24 protein-coding genes are annotated in these 22,293 nt (G+C 58.1%); 16 read left to right on the plus strand and 8 right to left on the minus strand.

The window, feature by feature from the left end:
- Positions 1–784: 784 nt before the first annotated feature.
- The 6 genes from ACSQ25_RS24490 to ACSQ25_RS24515 form a co-directional block, all read right to left on the minus strand.
- Positions 785–2,116, minus strand: a complete 1,332-nt coding sequence (locus tag ACSQ25_RS24490) for a hypothetical protein (RefSeq protein WP_436108341.1) — start codon at positions 2,114–2,116, stop codon at positions 785–787.
- Positions 2,117–2,352: 236 nt separating this feature from the next.
- The gene (locus ACSQ25_RS24495) at positions 2,353–2,715 is read right to left on the minus strand and encodes a hypothetical protein (protein ID WP_436108342.1); all 363 of its coding nucleotides are present in this window, start codon (positions 2,713–2,715) and stop codon (positions 2,353–2,355) included.
- Positions 2,715–3,863 (minus strand): ParB/RepB/Spo0J family partition protein, encoded by a 1,149-nt coding sequence (locus ACSQ25_RS24500; protein WP_436108343.1) that lies wholly within the window; start codon positions 3,861–3,863, stop codon positions 2,715–2,717. Before ACSQ25_RS24500 ends, ACSQ25_RS24495 begins: the two co-directional genes overlap by 1 nt.
- Entirely contained in the window at positions 3,860–4,933 is a 1,074-nt protein-coding gene (locus ACSQ25_RS24505) for a ParA family protein (protein WP_436108344.1), read from the minus strand. Before ACSQ25_RS24505 ends, ACSQ25_RS24500 begins: the two co-directional genes overlap by 4 nt.
- Before the next feature lie 300 nt (positions 4,934–5,233).
- On the minus strand, positions 5,234–6,097 hold the full coding sequence (locus ACSQ25_RS24510; RefSeq protein ID WP_436108345.1) for a hypothetical protein: 864 nt from the start codon (positions 6,095–6,097) through the stop codon (positions 5,234–5,236).
- A complete protein-coding gene (locus ACSQ25_RS24515; RefSeq protein WP_436108346.1) occupies positions 6,084–7,106 on the minus strand; it encodes a tyrosine-type recombinase/integrase in 1,023 nt (340 codons plus the stop codon). Before ACSQ25_RS24515 ends, ACSQ25_RS24510 begins: the two co-directional genes overlap by 14 nt.
- Positions 7,107–7,701: 595 nt before the next feature.
- Between ACSQ25_RS24515 and ACSQ25_RS24520 the strand changes: the two genes are divergently transcribed.
- Both ACSQ25_RS24520 and ACSQ25_RS24525 read left to right on the plus strand, forming a co-directional pair.
- Positions 7,702–8,556 (plus strand): hypothetical protein, encoded by an 855-nt coding sequence (locus tag ACSQ25_RS24520; RefSeq protein ID WP_436108347.1) that lies wholly within the window; start codon positions 7,702–7,704, stop codon positions 8,554–8,556.
- Positions 8,557–8,771: 215 nt separating this feature from the next.
- Complete coding sequence (locus ACSQ25_RS24525; protein ID WP_436108348.1) at positions 8,772–9,038, plus strand: hypothetical protein; 267 nt, start codon at positions 8,772–8,774, stop codon at positions 9,036–9,038.
- On the opposite strand, the gene ACSQ25_RS24530 is transcribed toward ACSQ25_RS24525, so the two are convergent.
- Positions 9,039–9,284, minus strand: coding sequence for a hypothetical protein (locus ACSQ25_RS24530; RefSeq protein WP_436108349.1), 246 nt, complete (start codon positions 9,282–9,284; stop codon positions 9,039–9,041).
- Positions 9,285–9,448: 164 nt separating this feature from the next.
- Here ACSQ25_RS24530 and ACSQ25_RS24535 point away from each other — a divergent pair, with 164 nt between their 5' ends.
- The 7 genes from ACSQ25_RS24535 to ACSQ25_RS24565 all read left to right on the plus strand — a co-directional run bounded on the left by ACSQ25_RS24535 (position 9,449) and on the right by ACSQ25_RS24565 (position 14,424).
- Entirely contained in the window at positions 9,449–10,135 is a 687-nt protein-coding gene (locus ACSQ25_RS24535; protein WP_436108350.1) for a hypothetical protein, read from the plus strand.
- A 240-nt stretch (positions 10,136–10,375) separates the two neighbouring features.
- Entirely contained in the window at positions 10,376–10,582 is a 207-nt protein-coding gene (locus ACSQ25_RS24540; protein ID WP_436108351.1) for a hypothetical protein, read from the plus strand.
- Positions 10,583–10,758: 176 nt separating this feature from the next.
- Positions 10,759–12,048 (plus strand): metallophosphoesterase family protein, encoded by a 1,290-nt coding sequence (locus ACSQ25_RS24545; RefSeq protein ID WP_436108352.1) that lies wholly within the window; start codon positions 10,759–10,761, stop codon positions 12,046–12,048.
- A gap of 59 nt (positions 12,049–12,107) precedes the next feature.
- The gene (locus ACSQ25_RS24550) at positions 12,108–12,713 is read left to right on the plus strand and encodes a hypothetical protein (RefSeq protein ID WP_436108353.1); all 606 of its coding nucleotides are present in this window, start codon (positions 12,108–12,110) and stop codon (positions 12,711–12,713) included.
- A gap of 205 nt (positions 12,714–12,918) precedes the next feature.
- Positions 12,919–13,374 carry a hypothetical protein gene (locus ACSQ25_RS24555; protein ID WP_436108354.1) on the plus strand — a complete coding sequence of 152 codons (456 nt, stop codon included), beginning with the start codon at positions 12,919–12,921 and terminating at the stop codon, positions 13,372–13,374.
- An 82-nt stretch (positions 13,375–13,456) separates the two neighbouring features.
- Positions 13,457–13,849 carry a hypothetical protein gene (locus ACSQ25_RS24560; RefSeq protein ID WP_436108355.1) on the plus strand — a complete coding sequence of 131 codons (393 nt, stop codon included), beginning with the start codon at positions 13,457–13,459 and terminating at the stop codon, positions 13,847–13,849.
- A 92-nt stretch (positions 13,850–13,941) separates the two neighbouring features.
- Positions 13,942–14,424 (plus strand): thermonuclease family protein, encoded by a 483-nt coding sequence (locus ACSQ25_RS24565; RefSeq protein ID WP_436108356.1) that lies wholly within the window; start codon positions 13,942–13,944, stop codon positions 14,422–14,424.
- A gap of 92 nt (positions 14,425–14,516) precedes the next feature.
- On the opposite strand, the gene ACSQ25_RS24570 is transcribed toward ACSQ25_RS24565, so the two are convergent.
- Positions 14,517–15,149: a hypothetical protein gene (locus tag ACSQ25_RS24570; protein ID WP_436108357.1), complete on the minus strand. Its 633-nt coding sequence runs from the start codon at positions 15,147–15,149 to the stop codon at positions 14,517–14,519.
- 331 nt (positions 15,150–15,480) lie between these two features.
- Here ACSQ25_RS24570 and ACSQ25_RS24575 point away from each other — a divergent pair, with 331 nt between their 5' ends.
- The 7 genes from ACSQ25_RS24575 (at position 15,481) to ACSQ25_RS24605 (ending at position 22,242) form a co-directional block, all read left to right on the plus strand.
- Complete coding sequence (locus ACSQ25_RS24575) at positions 15,481–17,919, plus strand: hypothetical protein (RefSeq protein WP_436108358.1); 2,439 nt, start codon at positions 15,481–15,483, stop codon at positions 17,917–17,919.
- A gap of 204 nt (positions 17,920–18,123) precedes the next feature.
- Positions 18,124–19,038, plus strand: coding sequence for a hypothetical protein (locus ACSQ25_RS24580; RefSeq protein ID WP_436108359.1), 915 nt, complete (start codon positions 18,124–18,126; stop codon positions 19,036–19,038).
- 17 nt (positions 19,039–19,055) lie between these two features.
- Positions 19,056–19,421, plus strand: coding sequence for a hypothetical protein (locus ACSQ25_RS24585; RefSeq protein ID WP_436108360.1), 366 nt, complete (start codon positions 19,056–19,058; stop codon positions 19,419–19,421).
- A gap of 64 nt (positions 19,422–19,485) precedes the next feature.
- A complete protein-coding gene (gene ssb, locus ACSQ25_RS24590; protein WP_436108361.1) occupies positions 19,486–20,091 on the plus strand; it encodes a single-stranded DNA-binding protein in 606 nt (201 codons plus the stop codon).
- 131 nt (positions 20,092–20,222) lie between these two features.
- Complete coding sequence (locus ACSQ25_RS24595) at positions 20,223–21,341, plus strand: DUF7146 domain-containing protein (RefSeq protein ID WP_436108362.1); 1,119 nt, start codon at positions 20,223–20,225, stop codon at positions 21,339–21,341.
- 264 nt (positions 21,342–21,605) lie between these two features.
- A complete protein-coding gene (locus ACSQ25_RS24600) occupies positions 21,606–21,935 on the plus strand; it encodes a hypothetical protein (RefSeq protein WP_436108363.1) in 330 nt (109 codons plus the stop codon).
- 178 nt (positions 21,936–22,113) lie between these two features.
- On the plus strand, positions 22,114–22,242 hold the full coding sequence (locus ACSQ25_RS24605; RefSeq protein WP_436108364.1) for a hypothetical protein: 129 nt from the start codon (positions 22,114–22,116) through the stop codon (positions 22,240–22,242).
- Positions 22,243–22,293 lie beyond the last annotated feature (51 nt).

The raw sequence follows: 22,293 nt of genomic DNA on the forward strand, positions 1-22,293 counted from the left end.
GAAGGTAACGCTGCGGGCAACCCCAGTTGGCTCACGAGTTATGGAGCGCCTATCGTTACCCAACATCGACAAAAGTGCTGAGCTTCGCCGCTTTATCGAGCTCGGTTATGCGTGCGAGCAGGCTGGCTTTATTTTGGATGGCGAGACCCTTCGTCATGGTGGGCGGGTCTGGGACGGCGATCTAACAAGTACCAGTGTTGTGCAGGCCGTACGCGGAGGCGCTATTGGAAATGTGCCATCTCGTACTACCTCCAATGGTGGGACACCTGAGATGGCAACAGACAGCGAGCAGGACACGCCCCGTAAGCCTGTGTCAGATAAGTCCGAGCAAGCGGATCCGGTACCAGTGAGCAGTTCACCTCTAATGTCTAGCTTGCGGGCCTTGTCGGGCTAGGGAGGCAAGCCACTTTAAAGAGACGACTTCGGTCGTCTTTTTTGTTTAGATTCTAAACGCGAACCTCTAGGTGCAGCGTCCTTGGTCGGTCCAAACGCCCGACGTTTAGAATCTAAACATGAGCATTCTTGTCGACCCCCACATGTTTAGATTCTAAACAAGCTACGGAGGAGGTTACCTGAGGCAGCCGGCAAACGCTGTTTAGATTCTAAACACCAGGGTGAGCGCGGCAATGGTCTCGACGCCAGTCTATCTACCGCATTGCCGAACCGCCTAAGGAGCGCGGGCGGCGCTGTTTAGAATCTAAACATCTGAACAGCGCACGGGGCCACAGCACCAACAACGTGCAACGGCAGAAAGTTTCTTTGATGCAATTAACCGCCGGAGGGGTCACTGGGCTACCTCAACCAAATTGCCCCTCGCCACGCCCAAGTACAGGTTCCGCATCATCTCCCAGCCGGCGAATACGTGCCATTCCTTACCCCGCGATACTTCGGCGGTGCCGTCAAAGAAGCGGACGACCATGCCATTGCTGATGTGGCGGAACTTCTTGAAAGCACAAAGCTGCCCAAGTTTTGCGAGATTAAGGTCTTCGTTCGATCGCATATCACCCGCGGTCACTGACGCTTGAACTGCTGCACCGGTACCCGCACTTGGACTTGCTTTGCCGCACGATGAGGGTCCAGCATTAATGTCCTGGATTGGGTTCGTGATCTTGCACCGCGCGACGTAGCTGAAGTCTTCACCACAGTTGAGCAGGGCTCGAAGATACTGCATCGCACGTCCTCCAGTAGCTCCTGCTTTCAAAATCTGTTCTTGCTTAGCCTTCCAAACGTCCTGAAGCCGTTGGCTCCGTTCCTTGGCCAGACGCATGAGCGTACAGATTCCTCGGCCTGTGATGCCGAGAACGGTGTGAAGCTCAGCCAGGTCAGCTGGCACACGTATTGGTTTTCCGTGGTCATTTTCGATAATGAAGGCTCCTTTATGAAGGGAAGCTTCTTTTTTTAAAAAGACTTTGTTAACCCCTATATGGCCGTCGGACAATTCAGTCTGGTTGGGGTCTGATTTGGCCCCAATCTGTGGATAACTGGTGTCTCCATCGGACAATTCTGTCCGGTCGAAATTAGGCTTATCCCCACCGTTATCAACAGCGCTCGCTGTGTGAGCAGGCTTGGTGCATCCGCCCGGTTCCACAGCAGTGATATTCGGTTTGGCTAGAGGTTCGCACTGCGTGGATGGGCAGCGATTAGTCGCGTAGCTCAGATCACCAGGGCAGTTGCTAGAGCTTCCTGCCCCCTTAGGGTCGTCGCTATCGTCATCGTCAACTGCTTGCACTCCGGGGCCGTATGGAAGGCCTACGAGCTTACGTAGAGAGTCGCAGATGATGAATTCCCTGCCGGCGTACTTGCCCTCCCAGTTACGACCGTCGTGAGATTCGTTTACGGTCAGCCAGGCATTCTCAAGCATTAAACCGATCGTCCTTGATACGGTCTTTGCGCTCAGGCCTAGCCTTCGTGCGGTTAGATCCATGCGGACCTGGATCGGTCGCGATGGGTTAGCAATATTGGCCCGAGAAAGTAAGTCAATGAATGCCCGCATGAACGACTTGGTGAGCGTCTCCCTGAGTAGGGGATGGGTTTCAGCACGGAGCAGATACGGCCGGATAGGCGCTGGATACTTGCTGTATGCGCTCAACATCTCGTTATAGGTGAGGTTCAGCATACCAAACCCCCCCTCTGGTTCCCTGCAAAGTCACTTTTAGGGTGTGCAAGACCCTCCAGCGGAGCCGGATATGAAAAAATCGAAAACAAAATAGTCCCCTGCGGCGTCCAGCGCCGCAAAATCGTTTGACTACCGGATTAGGGGGGGATAAGATGAGGGTTCTCAGGCTTCATCTAGTCCACCTAACCGGGACTGGAAAGAAAAACCCCAGCTCACTAGGCTGGGGTTTTTTGTTTCTAGCTCATCATGAGCTGTTCTCCTTTACGTTCCTGGCGCCAATTCTTGCGGTCGGAATTCAATCGAAGGTCACGTTTAGAATCTAAACGCTTGAGTTGAATCAGGCCCAGCTCGCCACGTTCTACATGAAGATCAATATCGAACGACTGTTTAGAATCTAAACGCGATGCAAGCGCTGCAACATGTGCTTGCGCACGTTTAGATTCTAAACAACCGTCCTGGGCAAAAATAGAGACTCCCTGCTGGATGAGAAGGGCAGGGACGGAGAGGTTATGGAGGGGGTGGCCCCCCTTCGCGTAGCTGTTGCGGGCTGGAGCGTATAGAGGCTGAACGCGCTCGATCCGCCTTGAATAAAAGCCCATCACTTTTCCTCAGTCGCGGGATCCGCGCCGCCAGCGACCGACGACGCCTGTTCTTCAAGCCAAGCCTGTAGCTTTTTCTCGAACTCAGCCATATCGACATCCATAGACTTACAGTTCACGACCACTGCGCGATCAGAATCACGCTTCGTGGTGAAGATGAGCCGACCGGCGTTGGTGATCATGCTGCGGTCCTGATCCGCCTGCGGACGGCCCTTAATGGCTTGGAGGACCCATCCTTTCAGCGTGTTCTGAGCTTTGCCTTCCACGAGACGGTCAACGCCACGCTCGATGTCAGCAAGATGGCCTGGGTACTCCTTGACGAGGCTAAGAATCACGCGCGAAGTTTCGTAGCCAAAAAGGCTAGGCCTACGCTCGAGGTAACTGAGAATGCTTGGCGGCAGCTGTAACATCTGAAGGCAGCCGTTCACTTTGGACAAGTTAAGCCCTGACCATGCGGCCAGCTGACGCTGGTTGGATGCTAACCCCTCATCCATCGCAACTTTCAGTAGACCTGCAATTTCCCAGTCCGAAAGTCCATGGCTGCCGATTGCAGCCAGCATCGTGTCGGAGCGCGCCTTGGCATCGTCCTTCTCCTCGATGAAGGCCGGAATTTCCACCCAGCCGAGACTCAACGCAGCACGCTTTCGGCGGTGGCCACTGATGAGCTCGAATCGAGCGCCTTTCTTGCGCACTCGAATCGGCTCGGCCTGGCCCGCCGTGTTCATGGTCATAGCGAGTTCGTCCAGCTTCTCCGGATCGTACTCTTTACGCGGCTGATAGGGCGAATCGTCTACCAGGGCGAGAGGAATCTTTACCGCGCCGGGATACGCGTGGCGAACCGCTTCCGCGACCGACGTCAGAGCCGGAAGCGACTCGTCTTGAACATCATGACTAGCTGCCGGCGGCGTTACATCTGCGAGACTGACGTCTAAATTGTCGGCAGTCGTGCTGTCCAGACTTGGCTGATTTGCTGCGGGCCCCAATCCAGGCGCTGACACATCCTTGTCGAGTGAACGCTGTGGTTGAGTCATAGGCGTGTCCGTGGACTCAGCAGGACGGCTCGAACCTTCCTGTCCATTGCCCGGCTCCGGCAGCTTCACCTTTCCAGAAGCCACCAGCCCGCTTACTTTAAGTGGACCCTTTCTCATGCGGCCCTCCCGACGCTGGCCAGAGGTGCGAGGCTGTTCACGTCGGCTAATTTGATGTCGAACATGCGGATAAGTGACTTGGTGAGGTCGAGTACGTCGCGAGCCCCGACCGAATTGGGCTCTTTTTCCAGAACCGGACCATTGTTCTTTTCGTCAAACGAATCCGTTTGGCGTACGAAACCAATGAAGTCACGAACGATCGTATCGTTCAGCTGGCTCGGATACTTCGAGACCAGCTTCGCAAGCTCGTCGTTATGCGGCTTCTTGGTCTGGTTGTAGCGGTTGACGATCACATGGAAATCGAGGTTTAACCCCTGCTTTCCGAACGCGTCGTTCAGCTCCTGGATATTCGACTCGAGGATTTCCAGTGCTTTCGTGCTCGGCCCTTCTGGCACGACCACAGCAAGCAGTCGTTTGCAGGCAGTCATCAGCGTATTCGTTAGCAAAGAAGTCGATGGTGCAGAGTCGACCACGATGACGTCGTACTCTGCGAACACATCGACGTTTCGCTCCAGCAGGCGTGAGAACACGAACTCACGGTTGGTTGTTCCCATGAGCCACGAATCCGCATCTGCCAAAGTGATGTCGGCAGGGATGATATCGAGCATTCCGCCGCCATAGATCGGCCAGACGGCGCCCTTTATGTCTACGGTCTCCTTGCGCTCGGCCCTGCGCATCAGTTCGCCAATGTGGACGATATTCTGGGAAACCCAGTCGATGCCAAAAAGGCTAGTAAGCGATGCTTGTGGATCTCCGTCGATCATCAGGACCTTGTGGCCCATCATCGCAAGTGCAGACGCGATGTTGCCCGAGATCGTAGTTTTGCCGGTTCCGCCTTTAGCCATGCGGAAGTTCAAGATAGGCGGGAGGGTCTTGGCACGTACCGTATCCAGGGGAAGCGACAACATACTCATCCTGATACGGCGAATGTCCTCGGCCGTATAGATGCGGTGATACTGGCCCTGATTCGCAACGGTGAAGCGCTCACGGAATGCTTTAGGCGATCCGGAAAAGCCACACAGCTCCTGCGCCATTCGCGCCTTCACCCCTGCGAATTCTCGTGTCGACATACACCCTCCAAATTTAACGTAATTGCATCATACAATCCGTCGGGTAACATTGCAACGGAAAACACGGAAAAATCTACCCTGGACAGAATCATGTTGCTAGGAGGGATCAACTGAGCAAGTGTCGCTTAATGACGGGTAGGAGTTCTACACGTCGAGGGCAGAAAGAAAGAGAATCGAAAATGTAGCATCTACCGGGACCGGAACTGGATCAAGTCGTGCTGGAAATATGACCGTTTTTCGGGCCAGCAACACCTTGTTGGATGATGCCGTCGGAGCTAGCGTCCGCGGTTCTCCGCCACCTCAGCGACCTTGCGTCATCGAAGCCATGCGGTCGACCATGCCACGAAGATCATCAATGCCGAGGTGCTGATCGTTCCGAAGCAGCTGCTTATAGAGCAGCGAGACGATCTGGATCGAATCAACCGCCCGGACCGGCACCGCTACAGCAGCACGGCCGCGCTGGGTGAGCCTGAAATAGTAGTGCGACTCCTGGAACTCAACCTGCAGGGACTTGTCGTGCTGTGCGCCGTGGCCGTCAAAGCGCAGCGAAGGGATCTTGTTCTCCAGTAGCGCCAGCACCTGATACGCTTCCTGAACAGTCAGCTGCACGACAATCTTGTTCGCCCAGTCGAAAGCCTTGCGGGCGCCGCCCCCGGCCAGCACCACCGCACCCTCGATGTTGATAGTGTGCTTTCGCTCAGCCCTGGTGGTGGCCTCAGCGATGCACAATGCCGCTGTAGACGAAAAAATCTTAAAGCTGTAGTAGGGCGGATCCACCGGCGCTGTCTGCGCTGCCGCGGGCAGCTCGTTCGCTATGCCTAGCTCAGCGAGGTAGCGCCGGGCGCCGGCGGCGCGGGGAGTGCGCTGCTCGATCGCTTCCAGCGCATCAAACAGGCGGCGCTGCTCCCTGCACGCGACGGCCACCAGCTGGTCGACCGGCAGTTGGCCACCGAGGCGTTGAAACGCGGGCAGGGTCTTCGCGCCGAGGATGCGCACCGTCGCCTCCAGCATAGCCCGCTGCAGGCGATCGCCATTCCGAAAATCGACCAGCGCCTTCGCAAACCGTTTCCCAGATTCGGTGCCCGACAGCTCGAGCAGCTGCTCGCGCGCGAGGGGAGGGAGCCCGGCCTGGGCGAGAATGCTGGTGATCTCAGACAGCTTCATCGGACTTCTTCTTTCTTGGCTTGGCGGATTCGTAAAGCTCAGCCGACCTTTCCAGCGCCAGTCCGAGATATTCCCTCACGTCGTCTTTCGTGCGGCCGTGCGTCGTCAATTGTTGCGCCGCGAACGTGTTGCGCAAGGTCCGGCCTCCGCTGCGGTTGACCTCGATCTCGGCCCGAGCGAAAGTCGCATTCACCTGGCGCCAGAGCGTAACCTTCGACATCGGTTTGCCTGCCACGTCACCCGGGAACACCAGCTCGCCGGCGAAGATCGGTTCACCCTTCCGATTCGTGGACTTTCGTTCGAGCAGCCAGTGACGCAGCGCGTCGGCGCCGTAGCCGTTCACGATCGTCTGGTGCTCGTAGCTGGTGTCGTGTTTGTCCCGTGGACTGATCTTCAATCGGATGGGTCCATGGTCAAACGCATCGTCGACCTCATCCAGGTGCAAGCCGATCGCCTCGGCCACCTTCAGTCCACCGAACAGAAGGGTGGCTTGCACTGCATGGTCCCGGCGGCGCTTCCACGCCTTGGGCGGTCGGCCAGCTCGGTTAGCGCCCGGAACGTCGAGCGAGGGCAGGGCGGCGGTGAAAGCGTCGATCTGCTCCTGATCCAAAGCCTCGGTGCCTTGGTTCTTCGCCAGATATCTGTTCTCGCTTGCCAGCTTTTTGGCCGACGTCGCAGGGTTCGGGGCGATGCGCAGGAAGGTGTAACACCGCTCGAGCAGCCGCAGGTAGCGCTCGGTGATGTCGCTGTTCTGCTCGCCGTGGCGACGCAGCTGGCTAACGAAACGCACCAGCTCCTGTTCGCCAACCTGGGAGAAGCCGCGATTTTCGCCAGCGAGCCATGTCACGAACTTTCGGAACATGAAAGAGTAGACCGCAGCCGACTTTTCCGAAACGGGCTCAGGATCCTTCTCCCCAAGGCGCCGGCTAGTCTTGGCGAATTCGTCAGACCGGATGAAGGCCGCGAAGCTGCCGATTGGGTCGGCATCCCATTTTTTCGGATCGGTCATGCGCACCTCGGTTTGCGCTGGAATTGCTGGCCAGGTGGCCGGCGCCGCAGGCGCCATCTCAGCAGGTTTTCTCGGAATGGATGACGCCTAGGATACCATAAATGAAACTAACAGACAGGCAACTTGCCCCAACCCTTACGGGATGCGACTGCTACGGACTCCGGTGGTAGGCCGGGGGGATTCTCTGGATTCGCTTTGTTCTTTTCGTTCTTTTTGTTCCCTTAGCACCCGACGAGGGGCGGCCAGGCGACGAGCGGAGCTTGAACAGCCCGCGGCGTTTCTGGAGGGTTGTCTTTGGCCTTCGTTTCTCCGTTCGTTAGTTTCATTTATGGCTAATGCGCTGAGGGCGACTGTGTCAGTCGTGAAGGATGGGTGGGGTCCGAGTATCATGGGCGAGCTCGGCTACGGCCGTCGATAGAATGCTCCCGCGTTTTTCGTCGGAATCCGAAGTGCAGGATGAAGCTGCCGGGGCCTGGAGGCAGCAGATGGCACGCACGTTAGTGGTGCATTTCGGGGCCGCGTGGCCCCGCCGCCTCAACACAGGAGACTTAGAGAAACGGCACTCAACTACGAACCTCGGGATGGACGCGCCGATATGGCTTCAAAATATGCATCGGGTATCAGCTACAGCACGATCGAAATAATCGACTGCCTTATCCCAGGAAAGGATGCGCAAACCGGACGGGCGCTTCATGAGCATCTCCGGGACATCATTCCTGGTCCAGCGCCGAGGCTCCAGCGGCATTGCATCGGGTCGGAGGCGGAATTCTGGTCGCAGCTGGACCGGATAGAAGAAGACTGTATCAACGGATACAAGGCGCTCATCCACATCGAAGCTCACGCCGGGAAGTGCGGGGTTGAGGTAGGCCTAGCGGGGTCCCCGGGAGCCGCCATCATTCCTTGGGAAGCTCTAGTCGACCGGTTCCGCGACATCAACCTGGCCAGCGGATTTAACCTCGGCGTTTTCATAGCAGCGTGCGAAGGCTTTGAAGCTCTGCGACACCTGACAATCAAGAAGCCGGCGCCGTACATGTATCTTGTGGGGCCTGCCTCCCCAGTCGAGGCGGGTTTGCTGGAATCGGCAGCCCGAGCGTTCTACACCGTCATCATCAAAGCCCCGGATCTTGATCGTGCATTCGATACCCTCCCTGCGGACTTCGGTTCTTTCAAAGCTGAGCACTTCTTCGCAAACACTTATGCCCGTCTGCTGAAGGCACAAAGCTTCGGGAAGAGGCGGCTTAAACGGATCGACGACCTGGTCAATAAGGCGCTGCCAGAAGAAGAGGCTGAACCTGAGAGACTCAAAAGGGTGCGCGCTGCCGCCAAGGACTTCTCAAAGCCTGATCGGGATCGCTTTGAGGCCGCGCAGCGAGTCTTCCTGCCACGAGGGCTGAGCTTCGATTTCGACTACCTGGTGGAATACGCCCGCACCGGTAAGCGGCCGTCGTGATCGCTGTGTAGCTGGCGCTGGAACATTCAGTTACCACCGTGCCTGCTCGCTTTATTTGCCGCTAGACAACAGCGGCATGTTCCGGTAAATTAGCGGTGTCGGCCTCCGGCAATCACCATCCCAACTAACTTTTCTATCCTCGATAGAAAAGTGACGCTAAGTCACTTACTCCTTTTCTCAACACCGCTATGCGGGATCGACTAGGAGTAGTGCACATGAACGCAATTCTGACTGCAGCCACCAAGGCAGCTTTCCAAGCAACCCTGAACCAGCCTGAAGGCGCGCAACGCTACTCCCAATTCCCCGTTCACGCGCAGGAGTTTTGGAGCAGTCTCTTCGCAGCCGCCCGGGACCCGAAAAAAGCACAGCAAGTCATCGATGAACTCAACACCATCGAAGACGAGCCATGCATCGAAAATGACCGCGTGTGGCGCAATGTCCGCGCCGTTCGCAGTACCGCAAAAATGACCTTGCTCTCCTAATCAGTGGCGAGTAAGCGTTAGGCAAGTGCTGACAGGAACCTGGGAACCCAGGCTCTTGTCGGCCATTGCTATACACAGGTTGGCCACTTCGATCAGCTTCTGTGCTCGCCCCTCGGGCGATTCCTCCATCAGCGCCTTGCTGACCACCTCCACCAGCAGCTCGTCATTCGACAGGCCCGGTCCGCTGCTCTGCTCCTGCAGCCACGCATCAAACGCCGCATTGCTCATACTGTTCAGGTCCGACATAACATCCTCAGTGGTAAATAATGAGCCAATTCTAGGCCTCATTATCCACCGCGCAAGTCTCCCCCCAAAGCCCTCATCCGTATTTGCCCTGGACCAGTTCCAGCGCAAATCCCCTCCGGATACCTCTTTCTACTGCCGCTACGCGGCAATCACAGGAGGTACCAATGCCCACCGCAAAAGTCGCCGCCTCTTTGACTCAAACTGTCATTGGACAGTGGAACATCTTCGGAGAGTGCGACGAGATCACCGTCAATCAGCGCAGCAAGCCATCCGGCGTTGCTGCCAAAGCAGCAGCTGCGGAAAGCCCTGTTGCACCACGCACGGCGGCCCCACCGAAAATCGAAACCATAGTTCCTGCCGCGCGCAAGAAGACACCGGCTACACCCTTGACTGCCGATGAGCTCGACTTTCCGCTCCCTGGCCAGCGCTTCGATGACGGCATCGTGCCTGACCTTGAGTCCGTCGACCCGAACGACAGCATCGAGACCAAGCTGGCCAAGCGCATGTTCCTCCGCATGATCTGGGACTTGACGCCGAAACCAGCGCCGGCGGCGACGCACGACCTGTTCGGTCAAGCGTCAACCTCAAGCCAGGCCGAACAGGACCGGCTCGACGCACTCGTCTGGATGTATAGCCTGAACCCAGACCAACCCCTCGTTCCCTTCGAGTGGGTGTGTGACGTGCTCGGGTTCGACGTTCACCGCGTGCGGCGTGTCACCGGCCGCAGCATGCGCAAGGAACTGAAACAGCTCGTCAACCTGCTCTCAACGATCATCGATCCCGACTACGCCCGTCTCTGCGAAGAGACTCTTTCGGATTACGTCGACGTGTCGGCCTGGAAGCTCAACTAACAATTTTCCTAAACAACCTCACCGGAGTAAGCATGAAAAATCTTTTTGACCTGAACACCGCTTTCGGATCTGCATTCGCCTCGATCTTCGATGAGGCGGGCGCCCAATCCAAGCACAAGCCCGCTCCTGTCCCAGTGGTAAAGCCGCTGCCGCCGGCGGCCCGGATCGCGCCAGCCCGCCCAGCGAAACGACCAGCTACATGCGCCTGATCGCGCTCACCGTTGGAAGCAAATCGTGAGCATGGATCGCCTGCAGGTCTCCCTCGACAACGGCGTCACCTGGGTGTACGCAACAAACGTTCGCGTGATCGCATCAGACCCTGACGTCGCCAACGAAGTACATCTGGAAATCGACAATCAGGGAGTAAAAGCTGAAGTGGTCTGCGATCGCCAGGTCCTCGGCGTCGAAACGAAACCCTACTTCGACATCATCGCCGCGCTGGAATAGCCAGCTCGTAAAGCCGCGTGCTTAAGATGATCCAGGCAACCGGCACCAGCATCCGCTGGCGCCGGCGCTGGCCTCCCTTCCGCACCCAATGACGTTCATGCCTGCCGCAGGCAGCCATGAGCGGTCCTCGCTCTCCCCATTTAACCGCCGACCTTCGGCAACAATGGGAGATCCAGATGAAAATTCTGCACGCCTCTGACCTGCACTACTGCCCGGCCAACCTGGTCGAAGCGGATCGGTGTTTCGGGTTTGCAGTCGAAACCGCAGTGAAGCAAAAAGTCGAGCTGGCTATCATCAGCGGAGACGCAACCGACCACGCACTAGACGGTCACTCGCCCGCGCTACGTGCGCTAGCGAAACGCATCAAGCAATTGGCCGACCACTGCCCGGTGCTCCTGCTGCAAGGAACGTTCTCACACGAACCTGTCGGCGTTCTGAAAATCCTCGAAATGATCGGCGCCAAGCATTCGATCCACGTCGCTGACAAGATCGGCATGGTGGGCATGGTTGGTGGCCAGTTCGTGGAATACGATCCGGCTGACCAAGTCACCGAGTGCCAGCTCGTGGTTACAGCCATCCCGACCGTCAACAAGGCTGAGCTGGCGCTAGCAGTAGGCGCGGAGAACGCAAACGTCGAGATGGGCAACCATCTGGCTTCGCTGCTTGCGTCCTTCGGACCAGCCAACAATGCACTGCGCCGCCGCGGCGTGCCCACCGTGCTGGTTGGACACGGCACTGTCGATGGCTCGCTGAACGAACACGGTGTGCCCATGGCAGGCCTGGACCACGAGTTTTCGCTCGGGGCCCTTTTCGCAGCGAGCACAAGCGCGGGAATGCTCGGCCATATCCACAAGCACCAGCAGTGGGAGCGCAGGCACGCAACGCATCTTCAGCGCATCGCTTACGCAGGTTCCTGCGGCCGGTTCCATTACGGCGAGGACGGTGAGAAGTATGTCCTGGAATGGGATGTCACCGCCGACGGCGCCGACTTCGTGGCACACGCTACTCCATCGAAGCGCATGATCGATATCGGCTTTGACGGTGCGCCTGACCTGGAGCAATTGGCCGGAATTGCGCACCTCTGCAAGGATAGTTGGGTGCGCGTCAGGTACTCGGTCGACGAGGAATACTCGCAGACAGTGGACCGGCAGGCGATCAAGCAAATCCTGGCATCAGCTGCTGAAATTCGGATCGAAGGCGAAGTGCTGACGATTCAGCGCCAGCGCTGCGCCGGCATTTCGACACTCGTTACGGTAAATGAGCGATTCATGCGGTGGTGCGAGTTCTCGAACACACCTCCCGATGGCCTGGAAGACCGCCTGTCGGCCCTCCAGACCATGTCGCCCGAAGACATCGCGACCGAGTTCTTCGCATCGCTTGTCCCAGCAGCGGACCTACAACTCGCGGCGCAGCCGCATCCCCCTCAACAGGTGAATGAAGTCGATCTTGAGGATCTGACTTTCTGAGCCGCCCTCAAAAAACCAGCACCAGGCCGCAATGCGGCCGCGGTGCGTTAGGAGATCGCATGTCTATCGCAAACAAAATTATCGAAGCCATGTTGGCCCAGATTGACCACCACAAACTTGAGCTGCTCCAGCATTATCCGGACGATCTTCTCGTCCACGACCGCAACATGCTATCGCGTAGCGCGCACGCCGGCGCCAAGATCGGCTGGGTAGTCGGCGACTGCCACACGCATCTCGCTAAGCTGGGTGTGCACGCCAAATTGAACGAGCACCCTACCTACCTGACAGCGCTCGGCTCGAAAGATCGCTTCTACGTCATCGACGTCGCCCGAAGTGGTGACAGCTTCTCGATGAAGGAAGTCACGCGCGAATCCTTCCCGAGCCTGGCGCATACCCCGATCCCGTACAAGCGTATCGGTAACGCCAGCGCCTTCTGGCTGTACAAAAATGATACTCGTGTCGGAACCGTGACGATCGTTCGTACCGGTACTTATGAGAAGCCCGTGTACGACACCACGCTGGCTGTCATGGCCGGCACCTCGGATGGCGACAAGGCAGCACTGGAAGATTGGGCGATACAGGCCGCCATCGAGATGGCCGGTACCCTCTTCATCAACCCGCGCTTCACCTGGCAAGCTCCGATCGAGCTCGCCCTCGCTGCGTAACACGACAACCCTACCTCACAACCACGACCAGTCGCCCTATCGGGCGGCTGGTAACCCCGCCCCATAGCTACTTTTCGATGCGCTTCATCGATGAGTACCACTCACCAGTTCCCTAGCCGATCTTCGGCATTCGACTACGCCTCGCGCGTACACCACCCGCAACTACCGGCATGGCAACCGCCGCCGGCCACTGGAGAACCTCAATATGGATTCCGCAATTATCTCGGGCCTGTTTGGCTTGGCCAGCACCATCATCGGCGCTTTGATCCACAAGGAGTACATGAGTCGCAAGCGCCTCAAAGAGAAGCTACACCGCGCAGAGCAGGACATCCTCTTCCTCCTTCAGGTGGAGCGACTGCACTGCGATCAAAACCTCGCATTGCGTCAAGCGTCTTTCAAAACGCGCGTCCGCAATGAGGCTTTCAGCCAAGGTTTCACGTGGTCCGGCTCCTTCACCCCGGGGCGCGTTCGGGCCGCTGAAATCCGACGCGCTTCGTCCATGACGACAACGGTGTCCGCACACCTGATCGTCATCAGTCGAAGTGCTGTAGTCGCTGCCGCTTCTGGAATCGCCTTGATCGCTGCGCAAGCAATGGCTGGCCTGCGTAGAAGCGCTCGCTTCGCACGCGCTCATGTTAGCCGCGCCCGCTCGACAACCTGACGCATGGCCGCAAGGCCGCGCAAGACCGCAATGGCCCGCTTCGGCGGGCTATCTTTTTCTCGACCATTTGAAAGACCTCACCATGAACCTGACCTTGAACAATTCGGCGCATGACAGCGCACCCAATAAAGTAACTTCCGTGGCGATCGCCGGCGAACTGCCGGAGCTAAACGACCGCTATGCCGATGCCTTCATGCGCGGTCACGAACACCTGTACGACGCGCTCGAAGTGCAGGGCGTGCGCGACCTGCTCGCCGGCACCGGCGCCAGTGACACGCAGTATGAAGTCGACAACCTGAACCCGCAGTCGTTCTCGGTGTATGCGCACATCAAGGAGGGTGGTGCGGACGCAGTCGGCGACTTCAGCACCCACCAGCTGGCTGCTGACTATGCGCGCGAGCTGAGCGAGCAGTACGCGCTCCGGGTCTTCGACTACGTGCCGGAAGTTCACAAAGGTCGCAAGCCAATGCAATAATCCACCTGGTCCGCCGTCGCGCGGACCAGCGTGGTTAAGTCGTTTTCACGAAGTCAAACCCACGCGCTGATGCGCTTATCTGAAAGACCTTAATGAAGAGAATCCTATCTATTCTGGCCGCGGCTCTGACCTTCGGCACCGCCCACGCGCAGCCCGACCAATACCGCGTCGTCGGTGTGTCCGACGGGGACACGATTAAAGTGTTGAGCGGGGATCGGCAGCAAGTGAAGTGCAGGCTTTTTGCCATCGATGCGCCGGAGTCGAACCAGCCGTATGGCCAGCGCTCGAAGCAGAGCTTGTCCGATCTGGTCTACAACAAAACGGTGCACGTCCAGGTGGTCGACCGTGACCATTATGGTCGCTCCGTCTGCCGTGTCTTCGTCAATGGCGTCGACGTGAACAAAGCACAGCTCGAGCGAGGCTTCGCTTGGCACTATCGCAAATTCGATAACGACCCGGCCTACATCCGCGCCGAAAATGCAGCGAAGCGTGAGCGCCTCGGCCTATGGGCTGACGCTAATCCGACGCCGCCATGGGCGTTCCGCCACAGCAGCCGATTGAGAAATTTCCAGTAACGGAATCGAAAAAAGGCTCGCTTAGGCGAGCCTTTTTCATTTTCGATCCGGCCTAAGCTATTACAGCAAGTCGGGCCTAACGGAACGAACCATCACGCGCTAGCAAAAGTCCTGCGCAGTTCGGGGAGGATGGTACTACTTGGATACTCCTCATGACGTTTCCGACTACGTTCCAGATCAGAGTTGAACACGTCGTCATACCCCTCGTGCATTGACCTGGCTTGCCCAATCGTGTGCCGAATGTTCTTTGCGATACGCGATGCTTCTCGGCCATAGTACGTAAAACGTTGCGAATCGAGATCGCTCGCGTCCATCGCGTCTGCGTAGTCTTGGAAAACGCCGGCGATCCACTCCCCTGCAGCGGCGTACCGCGCTACAAGTGTGTTCACCTCGTCAACTACTGATACGGGGAGATCCAACCATTTTGCGTCCGTCTCCAATAGTAGGGGGACGCCCCTGAGTCGCCCCAAGGCATCTCGGTCTTCGCCTGTAATGTACATGTGTTGTGCTTCGGAGATCTCGCTCTTACGGATCATGCACCGATAGCAGAACGTCTCGAGTTGCGTTGCTATAGCCAGGTATACGTGCTTGAGGCGCTCTGCGTCCTTTACATCCTCGCGCTGCAGGTCCTGGCGCCTCACCCGGGCGGCCCACCAAGTAGTGATAAAGGTGCTGACAACGGCACTTGAAAGAACCCCTGTGATCAGGGCCAACCACCACTCCATATTACCTCCATCGATTTTCGATTTAATGAACAGCTAAGGTTGCAACGGTTCTGCGGTTTTAAGACCTGCGAACAGCGCAGTGTAGAGCGCACCTAGTTATGACGGCAAGTTTGGACGAGTTCAAGCGCTCCATTGGATCCGCAGATACGCTCAGGCCATGTATTCGCATCCCCCAGAGTTGGACGTTAGCCACAAAAGCAACTTGCTGCTATGATGGCAGGGTCGCTCAGCGGCAACCACATGTTTCCCTCTACGTTTTCCGATACCCGATCGGAAAGCCCTTCTACAGGCTGACTCCATTTAAACGCCGCCACGCGGCATGGAGATCAACTTGAAACCCAAAAAACTTAAGCTGCAAGGCTTCGCAGGCATCTTCTATGCCTTCGGTCGAGACATGCTTTTCCTCGACCTCACGACCATTCCAGCGGCAGCAGCGCTGGTTTGCCTCATCGGCCCGAACGGATCGGCCAAGACCACGATCTTGGACAACCTTCAGCCGTACAGGTGCATGCCATCGCACTCGACCACGCTGGGCCCTGGTGGATTCTCGTACTGGGATCACATTAAGGGTCCTTCTGCTCTCAAGGAGCTGGAGTGGGAGCACGGTGGAATCGACTACAAGACTGTCCTTTCGTTCCGTGTGGCCGGGAAGACGACGAAGTCCGATTGCTACCTGTACCGTCTTGTCGAAGGCTCCCTGGATTGGCAACCAGTGGCGCTGGCTGATGGAACGATCAGCGATGGCCGGACAGCGACTTACGATCGCTGCGTCGAGGATATTCTCGGCCCGCCCGAAGCGTTCTTCACCGCTCAGTTCTCGGCGCAGAAGAGGAAAACGATCGCGCAGTATGAGGTGGGCGACATCAAGTCGATCCTCGCGTCCGTGCTCAACCTCGACGACTTTCACTCGCTGTCCGAAAAAGCGAGTCGGGTCCAGAAGTTCATAAGGCAGCGGCTCGACCAACTTAACGGTGACCTGGCGGAAGCGAGGAAGCACGATACCGAAGTGGCCTTGGCGTCCGACGAACTTAAGCGCATCGCAGTCTCGCTGACGACCGTGCAAGCGGAGGAGCAGTCGAGGATGACGATCTTGGATGAAGCACGGCAGGCACTGTCGCTGCTGGAGGCCAAGCGCGACACCCAGGCCCGGGACATCGAAGAACGCAACTTTCTCACGGCGCAGGTCGCCAGTGCGACCAGCAAAGCGGCCGCAAGGCGCACCGAGTTGCTCACGCAGACGGAGGGACAACGAAAGGCAATCCAAGCTGAGGCCACAAGCTGCCGTGCCGAGCGATCGCGTGCGGAGCAGATGATCGTCACAAGCGAGCATGAGCTGGCGCGTCAGCGTGCATTTCTCGCACAGCGCGGTTCGGTCCTTGAGGCTGCGCAAGCAGTCGTCACAGCGACATCTGCGCTGGCCGAGGTCGACCAGGGCATTGAGCAGGCGCGGCAGCAACTGATCAGCGCTGAGGACGATCGCGCAACGATGCAGGGCCTTGTCGCTGAGAAGGCATCGTTGAAGTCGCAAGGTGAAGCACAGTCGCAAGCCATTATCCGGCTCAAGCAGACTGCCGCTCTCATCGAAGAGGTGCCGTGCCGTGGAACCGGCCTGCAGGGGCAGTGCAAGCTGCTCGTGAATGCCAACGAAGCGGCGGGCGCAATTCCTAGTACCGAAAGTGACTTGGTAGCCAAGCGTCAGGCATATGAAGCGCTCGTCGTTCGTGCCAAGGCTCTACAGGGCACTCTCGATGGCTACGTTGCGATCGAGGCTAAGCTCCAGCAAATGCAGGCACAACGCAAGAGCATCGGTGAGCATCTGGCCAGCGCGACCACGACGGCCGCGAAGAAGCCACTGCTCGATGAGGCTGAACGTCGGGTGCCCATCCTAGAAGCCGATATCGTCGACCACAAGCGGATGCGTGACTCGGCGGTTCAGCGTGCTGAGGCGTTGAGCGGGCAGCTCCAGCAACTCGATATGCAGCACCAGGCCGCGATAAGCGAACTGGAGTCGAGCCATGCGCAGGAGATCGCCGACTACCAAGCGCGCCTGAACAGCCTGGCTGCGCCGGTCACCGATGTCGAGGTCAATCGGGCAAAGGGAATCGTCGAAGCTGCAAGCCGCGGGGTGCAGGAATCTCGCGCACGGCGGGCGGCATTCATCGAGCAGCAAACGGCAATGGTGGGCAAGCTTGAAGCGGCGCGTGCATTGGCAGCTCGCTCCGCGCACATCAAGGTCATGGCCGAGAAGTGCGCTGACGAGATCGCGCTCTGGAAGCGGCTGGAAAAGGGGCTGGGCAATGACGGCTGCGTCGCACTGAGCATCGATGACGCGGGGCCTGAAATTGCCATCATCTGCAACAACCTGCTGAAAGAGTGTTTCGCCGGCCGATTCGTGGTCCGGCTCGACACCCAGACGGCACAGAAAAACGGCAACCTCAAGGAGACGTTCGAGGTAACGGTTTTCGACAGCTCGCGTGGCGGAGAGGGCAAACCTCTGCGCCTGATGTCGGGCGGTGAGCAGGTGGTGGTCAACGAGTGCCTTACTCGTGCGATCGCTCTCCACGCATCGCAGTCAAATCGAAAGGCGAGCTATCAAACCTTGTTCACGGACGAGAGCGATGGTGCCCTGGACCCAATCGTCAAACGTACTTTCATGGCCATGAAGCGAGCGGTATTGGCACAAGGCGGTTACGAGCGTGAATACTTCATCACCCACACCCCTGAACTCTGGAGCGTGGCTGATTTCACGATCGATGTGACAAAACTGTAGCAATCCGAAATCCGGCGCCCCTTGGGCGTCGGATTTTGTTCTCAGCGTTGCAAGGTTGTCTTTGCTCCACCAGGAATATGCGGTAAGATAATTCCTGTCGGCAACCGGCAATCGCATCTCCCACGCTGTTCGATAGCAGTATCGAAGAGCGCAACACAAAGCTCACTCCTTGTTTAAGCCGAATTTCGGCAATGAGGAGAATTCATGAGCCTTCCCCCGCAGGCCCTTACAAAAGGCGAGGCATTCGCTGTCGCAGCCTTGACCATGCCATACATGGTCCTTCAATCGGCAGGCCGTCTCATCGGACGTACCCTGTCACGCACTCCAGTAGCAGCTGCAACAGCGCCAGCAGCGCCGGCACCAGCGGCAGTTAAACCCCAAGCCCCAACGGTAGCGCCATCGACAGCATTCACCGTGGCCAACCGGGTTTGCAGCGCCGACATCGGCGGCCTGAAAGTCAATTTCTTCCAGTACTTCGATGCGAAGGTCATCAAGGTGTCGTGCCGCGCCAATCGCCGACTGCAGGAGGCGACGTTCACTCCCGCGATCGCTGACGAATGCGGTATTGCGTATGACCTTGACGGCGCTATCCAGTGGATCCGCGAGCGCGGGTTCGGTGGTGCACGTGTTCAGTCTGAAAAGACATCGTCTCAGGAGCGCCGCGGCGTCGTGCAATCGAACGATGCAGACCTGTCGGCGCCGCCCCTCAACGAGCCGTACAAGTCGCCCCCCATGGCCCGCCCTGGACTGGCGAAGCCGCGGAGCCAGAAGCCTGCCTCTACCGGCGCGGCCGAGCCCTTCACCCATACGCTTGTGCCGGCTGACGAGCGTCAGGGTCGACCTTTCCGAGGCCGAATCCTGAACTTTGGAGAGGAAACGCGTCCTGCACGCGGTGACCAGAAGGCGTACGTGACCTACGTGCTTCGTATGGAATCCGAGTCCATGGAATACACCAAGGACTTCATCGGCGAGCACCTGCAGGAACTGGTGGAAAAGAACGGCCTGAGCATTGGCGACCTAATTACGGTTCAGCTCGTCGGCAAAGAACACTTCCAAGTGGAGGTGAACGGGAAGATGGAACCGCGTAAGCGCAACCACTACTCGATCAAGGTTCATTAACTTCTAACGGAGGCAAGATGCTCTCTATTCCTCAACTCGCTTGCGGCCTTCTCCTGTTCATCGGAGCTGCCATCTGGTGGGTAGCGCGCAGCTTAAACCGGGATGAACTGGAAAAGCAGATCGAGCAGACGCTCGAGGTGCTCGACAGGGCCGCCGCGTTATGGCTGGCCAAGCTTGCCGACGCATCGGTCAGCGCATATGCACAGACCTATCTCCGCTGCATCGATACCGAACGTCGAGAACTGCTCGAGATGCAAGCCACCCTGGCAACCGGCGACCGCTTGTCGGTCAAGCAGCTGGTCCGCCTCGACAAGTTAGTTGCCGAGCACCTCGTGGGCAATTCTGCGATGGTCGCAACGCCAGTTGCTCACCCCGGACGCTGAGCGGCCGGTACCACTACCTTAACGCCTGCCCATTCCCGGGCAGCTTCAAACACAAGGAGCCGTCATGGCATCAGTCAACAAAGTAATCATCGTCGGCAACCTGGGCCGCGATCCGGAAGTGCGCTACCTGCCGAGCGGAGACGCGATCGCCAACATTGCGGTGGCCACCTCGTACAAGTCGAAGGACCGCCAGACCGGCGAACAGAAAGAGCAGACCGAATGGCACCGCATTTCGTTCTTCGGCCGCTTGGCCGAGATCGTTGGGCAGTACCTGAAGAAGGGCTCGTCTGTCTACGTCGAAGGACGTCTGCAGACCCGCAAGTACACCGACAAGGACGGTATCGAGCGCTACGCGACCGACATCATTGCCGAAAACATGCAGATGCTGGGCGGCCGTGCTGGCGCTGGCGGCGATGACTTCGGAGACCACCAGGACGCCGGTTACGGATCATCTCAGCCAAGCTCCGCGCGTCAGGCCATCACCGAGGCGCTCGACAACGCAAGGCAGGGCAGGGCGCCAGCTGCGCCAAGGCCTGCACCTCAATCGCAAGGCGGAGGCGCCGGCGGCGGCAATCGTCCGCCAGGTCGCGCACCGGCGCCAAAGGTGGAGGAATCAGACGAGATCCCGTTCATCGCCCGAGCAGACGCCATCACACACGTCGAGTTCTAAACAACCAGGTGGAGCGCGGCTCCACCGGAAAACCTTCACGGTTTTCTTGAGGTCGTCCCGCCTCACGAAAGCCTCACGTACTGAGTGCCTACGCCATTTTCAATAGCCAGATCCTGGCAATGAGGGCATCTATGGGAATTGATTTCAGCAAGGTAGATTGGCATCAGAAACTCCGAGCCGCAGGGATCGATGAGAACTGCTTGTCGGGTAAGGGAAAGCCGTGTCCGCTATGCGGCGGCAAGGACCGTTTTCGGTTCGATAACAAGGGCAACTTAGGAACCTGGTGGTGCCAGCAATGTGAGGCAGGGAATGGGTACACGCTGCTCAAGCAGTTCACTGGCTGGCCGGCGGCTGAGGTGCTCAAGTTCCTCGATGACGGCACGGTCGGCAGCACTGACGCGCCTATAAGAGCGTTCACTTTCGAGGACCAGGACTTCAGTCCAGAGAAGGTGGCCAAGAACCGCGAACGGCTGCGGCGAGCGTGGAGCAGGGCGGCGCCGCTTACCGGGCTCGATCCGGCATCGCGCTACCTTCAGAAGAGGGTGCCCGGCTGCGATGTGTCGAAGTTGAGCCGCTCGCTACGCTTCCACCGTGGAATGCAGTATTGGGACCGCAAAGACGACGGCGAATTCACGATGCTGGGCACGTTTCCGACGCTGCTGGCGCAGGCCATCGACGCAGAGCAAAACCCGATCACCTGTCACAGGACATTCCTGACGGCCGGCGGCGACAAGGCTCCGTTTGAGATGGTCAAAAAACAGATGGCCGGGGTGCGAAAGCTCGATGGCGCTGCGATCCGTGTTGTGAATGTCCCCGAAAGCCGTGTGTTGGGTTTGGCCGAAGGGATTGAGAACGCCGTCGCGGTAGGGACCGGGTATCGCTACAGCATCAACGTGTGGTCGATGCTCAACTGCGGGAACCTCGAGCTGGCGGACATCCCCAAGGGACGGTTCGACAAGATCATCATCTTCGCCGATCACGACGCCGTTGACCCGAAAAAGGGCCATCGACCAGGCGAGCATCATGCGAAGCTACTGAAGACCCGGCTGGAAGCAGCTGGATACGACGTCGAGATCCGCATTCCACCAGTCGAGGGAACGGACTTCGCTGATATGTGGGTGCAGTATTGCGGCTCGCAGAATCAGCGCCAGCGCACGCATATGCCATCGCACCAGCGCGAAACACAAAAGCTCCCGGCGCCTATCCCGGCGCCGCGGGTTCCGACAACCACGCATGTAATGCACGCGTAACCAAGCAGGAGGGCTTCACAGCCCTCCTGTTTCCAACGTGCAAAAGTACGTGTACAATTCTCATGTCGGCTTCCGGCAATTCTTCAAGAGCGATCCAGCTCGTGCTTTCCAGTCTCCAGCTGACCTCGTCAGGCGGGCTGAAAATCCACCACAATCCAGGGCGGCCACGGCCCGGCTCAACTCTCCGTTTTCCGAACAGATCGGAAAGCGCTCGCGCTACTCCTTTTCCCACACCGCATTTGCGGAACTGACTAAGGAGGCATCATGAATCGCAATTCCAACACCTACCAACTTTCCTTCGCTGGCAAAACCAACGGCTGGAATCCGCACGAGAACGACATCAACGGCAAGAACATGTTCAGCATGACGCCGGCACAGGTCGCGGTGCAGGCTGGTGATGTGAGCGAGTTCCGCCTCATAGTCGCGCATCCTGACTTTCAGCCCGAACTGATGGGTAGCCTGGCAGTTTTCTTCAACATCTGCCGCGAAGCCACTCCTGAGCGCCACATAGCGTTCATGGAATACTTCAACACTGAGTTCCGCCCGAACTTTCACTTTGACGCCATGCGCCAGGTGTTCGTGCGTGCGCACTAGCAAAGCTCGCCGCGTCCGCTGACGCGCCGACGCACCACAACCTCTCGAGGTGCATCCATCCGGATGCACTCTCCACCTCCAATTTCCTTCCGCTTTCCTGCCCGGCAGCAGGAAAGCCGTCAATGGCTACTCCTTTTTTCCCACGTCGCTTTTGCGGCATTGATCTTAGGAGTTTTAGATGTTCACCATCGACCTCAGCAACGAGCAAGCCTTCCTGGAATACTGCAACGCTATCGACCTGTCGGAACTCAACGGCGCCACCTTCGTGGTCGGCTCCGAAGTCACCGGCGTCATCGAAGCAGCGTAACCAGTCGGCCCTCACCAGCAACAGCCACACCTCTTCGCAAGACCATACCGA

Origin of the sequence: Massilia sp. LjRoot122, assembly GCF_964252725.1 — a bacterium.
GTDB lineage: Bacteria > Pseudomonadota > Gammaproteobacteria > Burkholderiales > Burkholderiaceae_D > Telluria.

What these genes read in the sequence shown, in the direction of transcription:
- ACSQ25_RS24490 (WP_436108341.1), bottom strand. Translation starts at nt 2,116, where the DNA reads ATGCTGAACCTCACCTATAACGAGATGTTGAGCGCATACAGCAAGTAT.
- ACSQ25_RS24495 (WP_436108342.1), bottom strand. Translation starts at nt 2,715, where the DNA reads ATGGGCTTTTATTCAAGGCGGATCGAGCGCGTTCAGCCTCTATACGCT.
- ACSQ25_RS24500 (WP_436108343.1), bottom strand. Translation starts at nt 3,863, where the DNA reads ATGAGAAAGGGTCCACTTAAAGTAAGCGGGCTGGTGGCTTCTGGAAAG.
- ACSQ25_RS24505 (WP_436108344.1), bottom strand. Translation starts at nt 4,933, where the DNA reads ATGTCGACACGAGAATTCGCAGGGGTGAAGGCGCGAATGGCGCAGGAG.
- ACSQ25_RS24510 (WP_436108345.1), bottom strand. Translation starts at nt 6,097, where the DNA reads ATGAAGCTGTCTGAGATCACCAGCATTCTCGCCCAGGCCGGGCTCCCT.
- ACSQ25_RS24515 (WP_436108346.1), bottom strand. Translation starts at nt 7,106, where the DNA reads ATGACCGATCCGAAAAAATGGGATGCCGACCCAATCGGCAGCTTCGCG.
- ACSQ25_RS24520 (WP_436108347.1), top strand. Translation starts at nt 7,702, where the DNA reads ATGGCTTCAAAATATGCATCGGGTATCAGCTACAGCACGATCGAAATA.
- ACSQ25_RS24525 (WP_436108348.1), top strand. Translation starts at nt 8,772, where the DNA reads ATGAACGCAATTCTGACTGCAGCCACCAAGGCAGCTTTCCAAGCAACC.
- ACSQ25_RS24530 (WP_436108349.1), bottom strand. Translation starts at nt 9,284, where the DNA reads ATGTCGGACCTGAACAGTATGAGCAATGCGGCGTTTGATGCGTGGCTG.
- ACSQ25_RS24535 (WP_436108350.1), top strand. Translation starts at nt 9,449, where the DNA reads ATGCCCACCGCAAAAGTCGCCGCCTCTTTGACTCAAACTGTCATTGGA.
- ACSQ25_RS24540 (WP_436108351.1), top strand. Translation starts at nt 10,376, where the DNA reads ATGGATCGCCTGCAGGTCTCCCTCGACAACGGCGTCACCTGGGTGTAC.
- ACSQ25_RS24545 (WP_436108352.1), top strand. Translation starts at nt 10,759, where the DNA reads ATGAAAATTCTGCACGCCTCTGACCTGCACTACTGCCCGGCCAACCTG.
- ACSQ25_RS24550 (WP_436108353.1), top strand. Translation starts at nt 12,108, where the DNA reads ATGTCTATCGCAAACAAAATTATCGAAGCCATGTTGGCCCAGATTGAC.
- ACSQ25_RS24555 (WP_436108354.1), top strand. Translation starts at nt 12,919, where the DNA reads ATGGATTCCGCAATTATCTCGGGCCTGTTTGGCTTGGCCAGCACCATC.
- ACSQ25_RS24560 (WP_436108355.1), top strand. Translation starts at nt 13,457, where the DNA reads ATGAACCTGACCTTGAACAATTCGGCGCATGACAGCGCACCCAATAAA.
- ACSQ25_RS24565 (WP_436108356.1), top strand. Translation starts at nt 13,942, where the DNA reads ATGAAGAGAATCCTATCTATTCTGGCCGCGGCTCTGACCTTCGGCACC.
- ACSQ25_RS24570 (WP_436108357.1), bottom strand. Translation starts at nt 15,149, where the DNA reads ATGGAGTGGTGGTTGGCCCTGATCACAGGGGTTCTTTCAAGTGCCGTT.
- ACSQ25_RS24580 (WP_436108359.1), top strand. Translation starts at nt 18,124, where the DNA reads ATGAGCCTTCCCCCGCAGGCCCTTACAAAAGGCGAGGCATTCGCTGTC.
- ACSQ25_RS24585 (WP_436108360.1), top strand. Translation starts at nt 19,056, where the DNA reads ATGCTCTCTATTCCTCAACTCGCTTGCGGCCTTCTCCTGTTCATCGGA.
- ssb (WP_436108361.1), top strand. Translation starts at nt 19,486, where the DNA reads ATGGCATCAGTCAACAAAGTAATCATCGTCGGCAACCTGGGCCGCGAT.
- ACSQ25_RS24595 (WP_436108362.1), top strand. Translation starts at nt 20,223, where the DNA reads ATGGGAATTGATTTCAGCAAGGTAGATTGGCATCAGAAACTCCGAGCC.
- ACSQ25_RS24600 (WP_436108363.1), top strand. Translation starts at nt 21,606, where the DNA reads ATGAATCGCAATTCCAACACCTACCAACTTTCCTTCGCTGGCAAAACC.
- ACSQ25_RS24605 (WP_436108364.1), top strand. Translation starts at nt 22,114, where the DNA reads ATGTTCACCATCGACCTCAGCAACGAGCAAGCCTTCCTGGAATACTGC.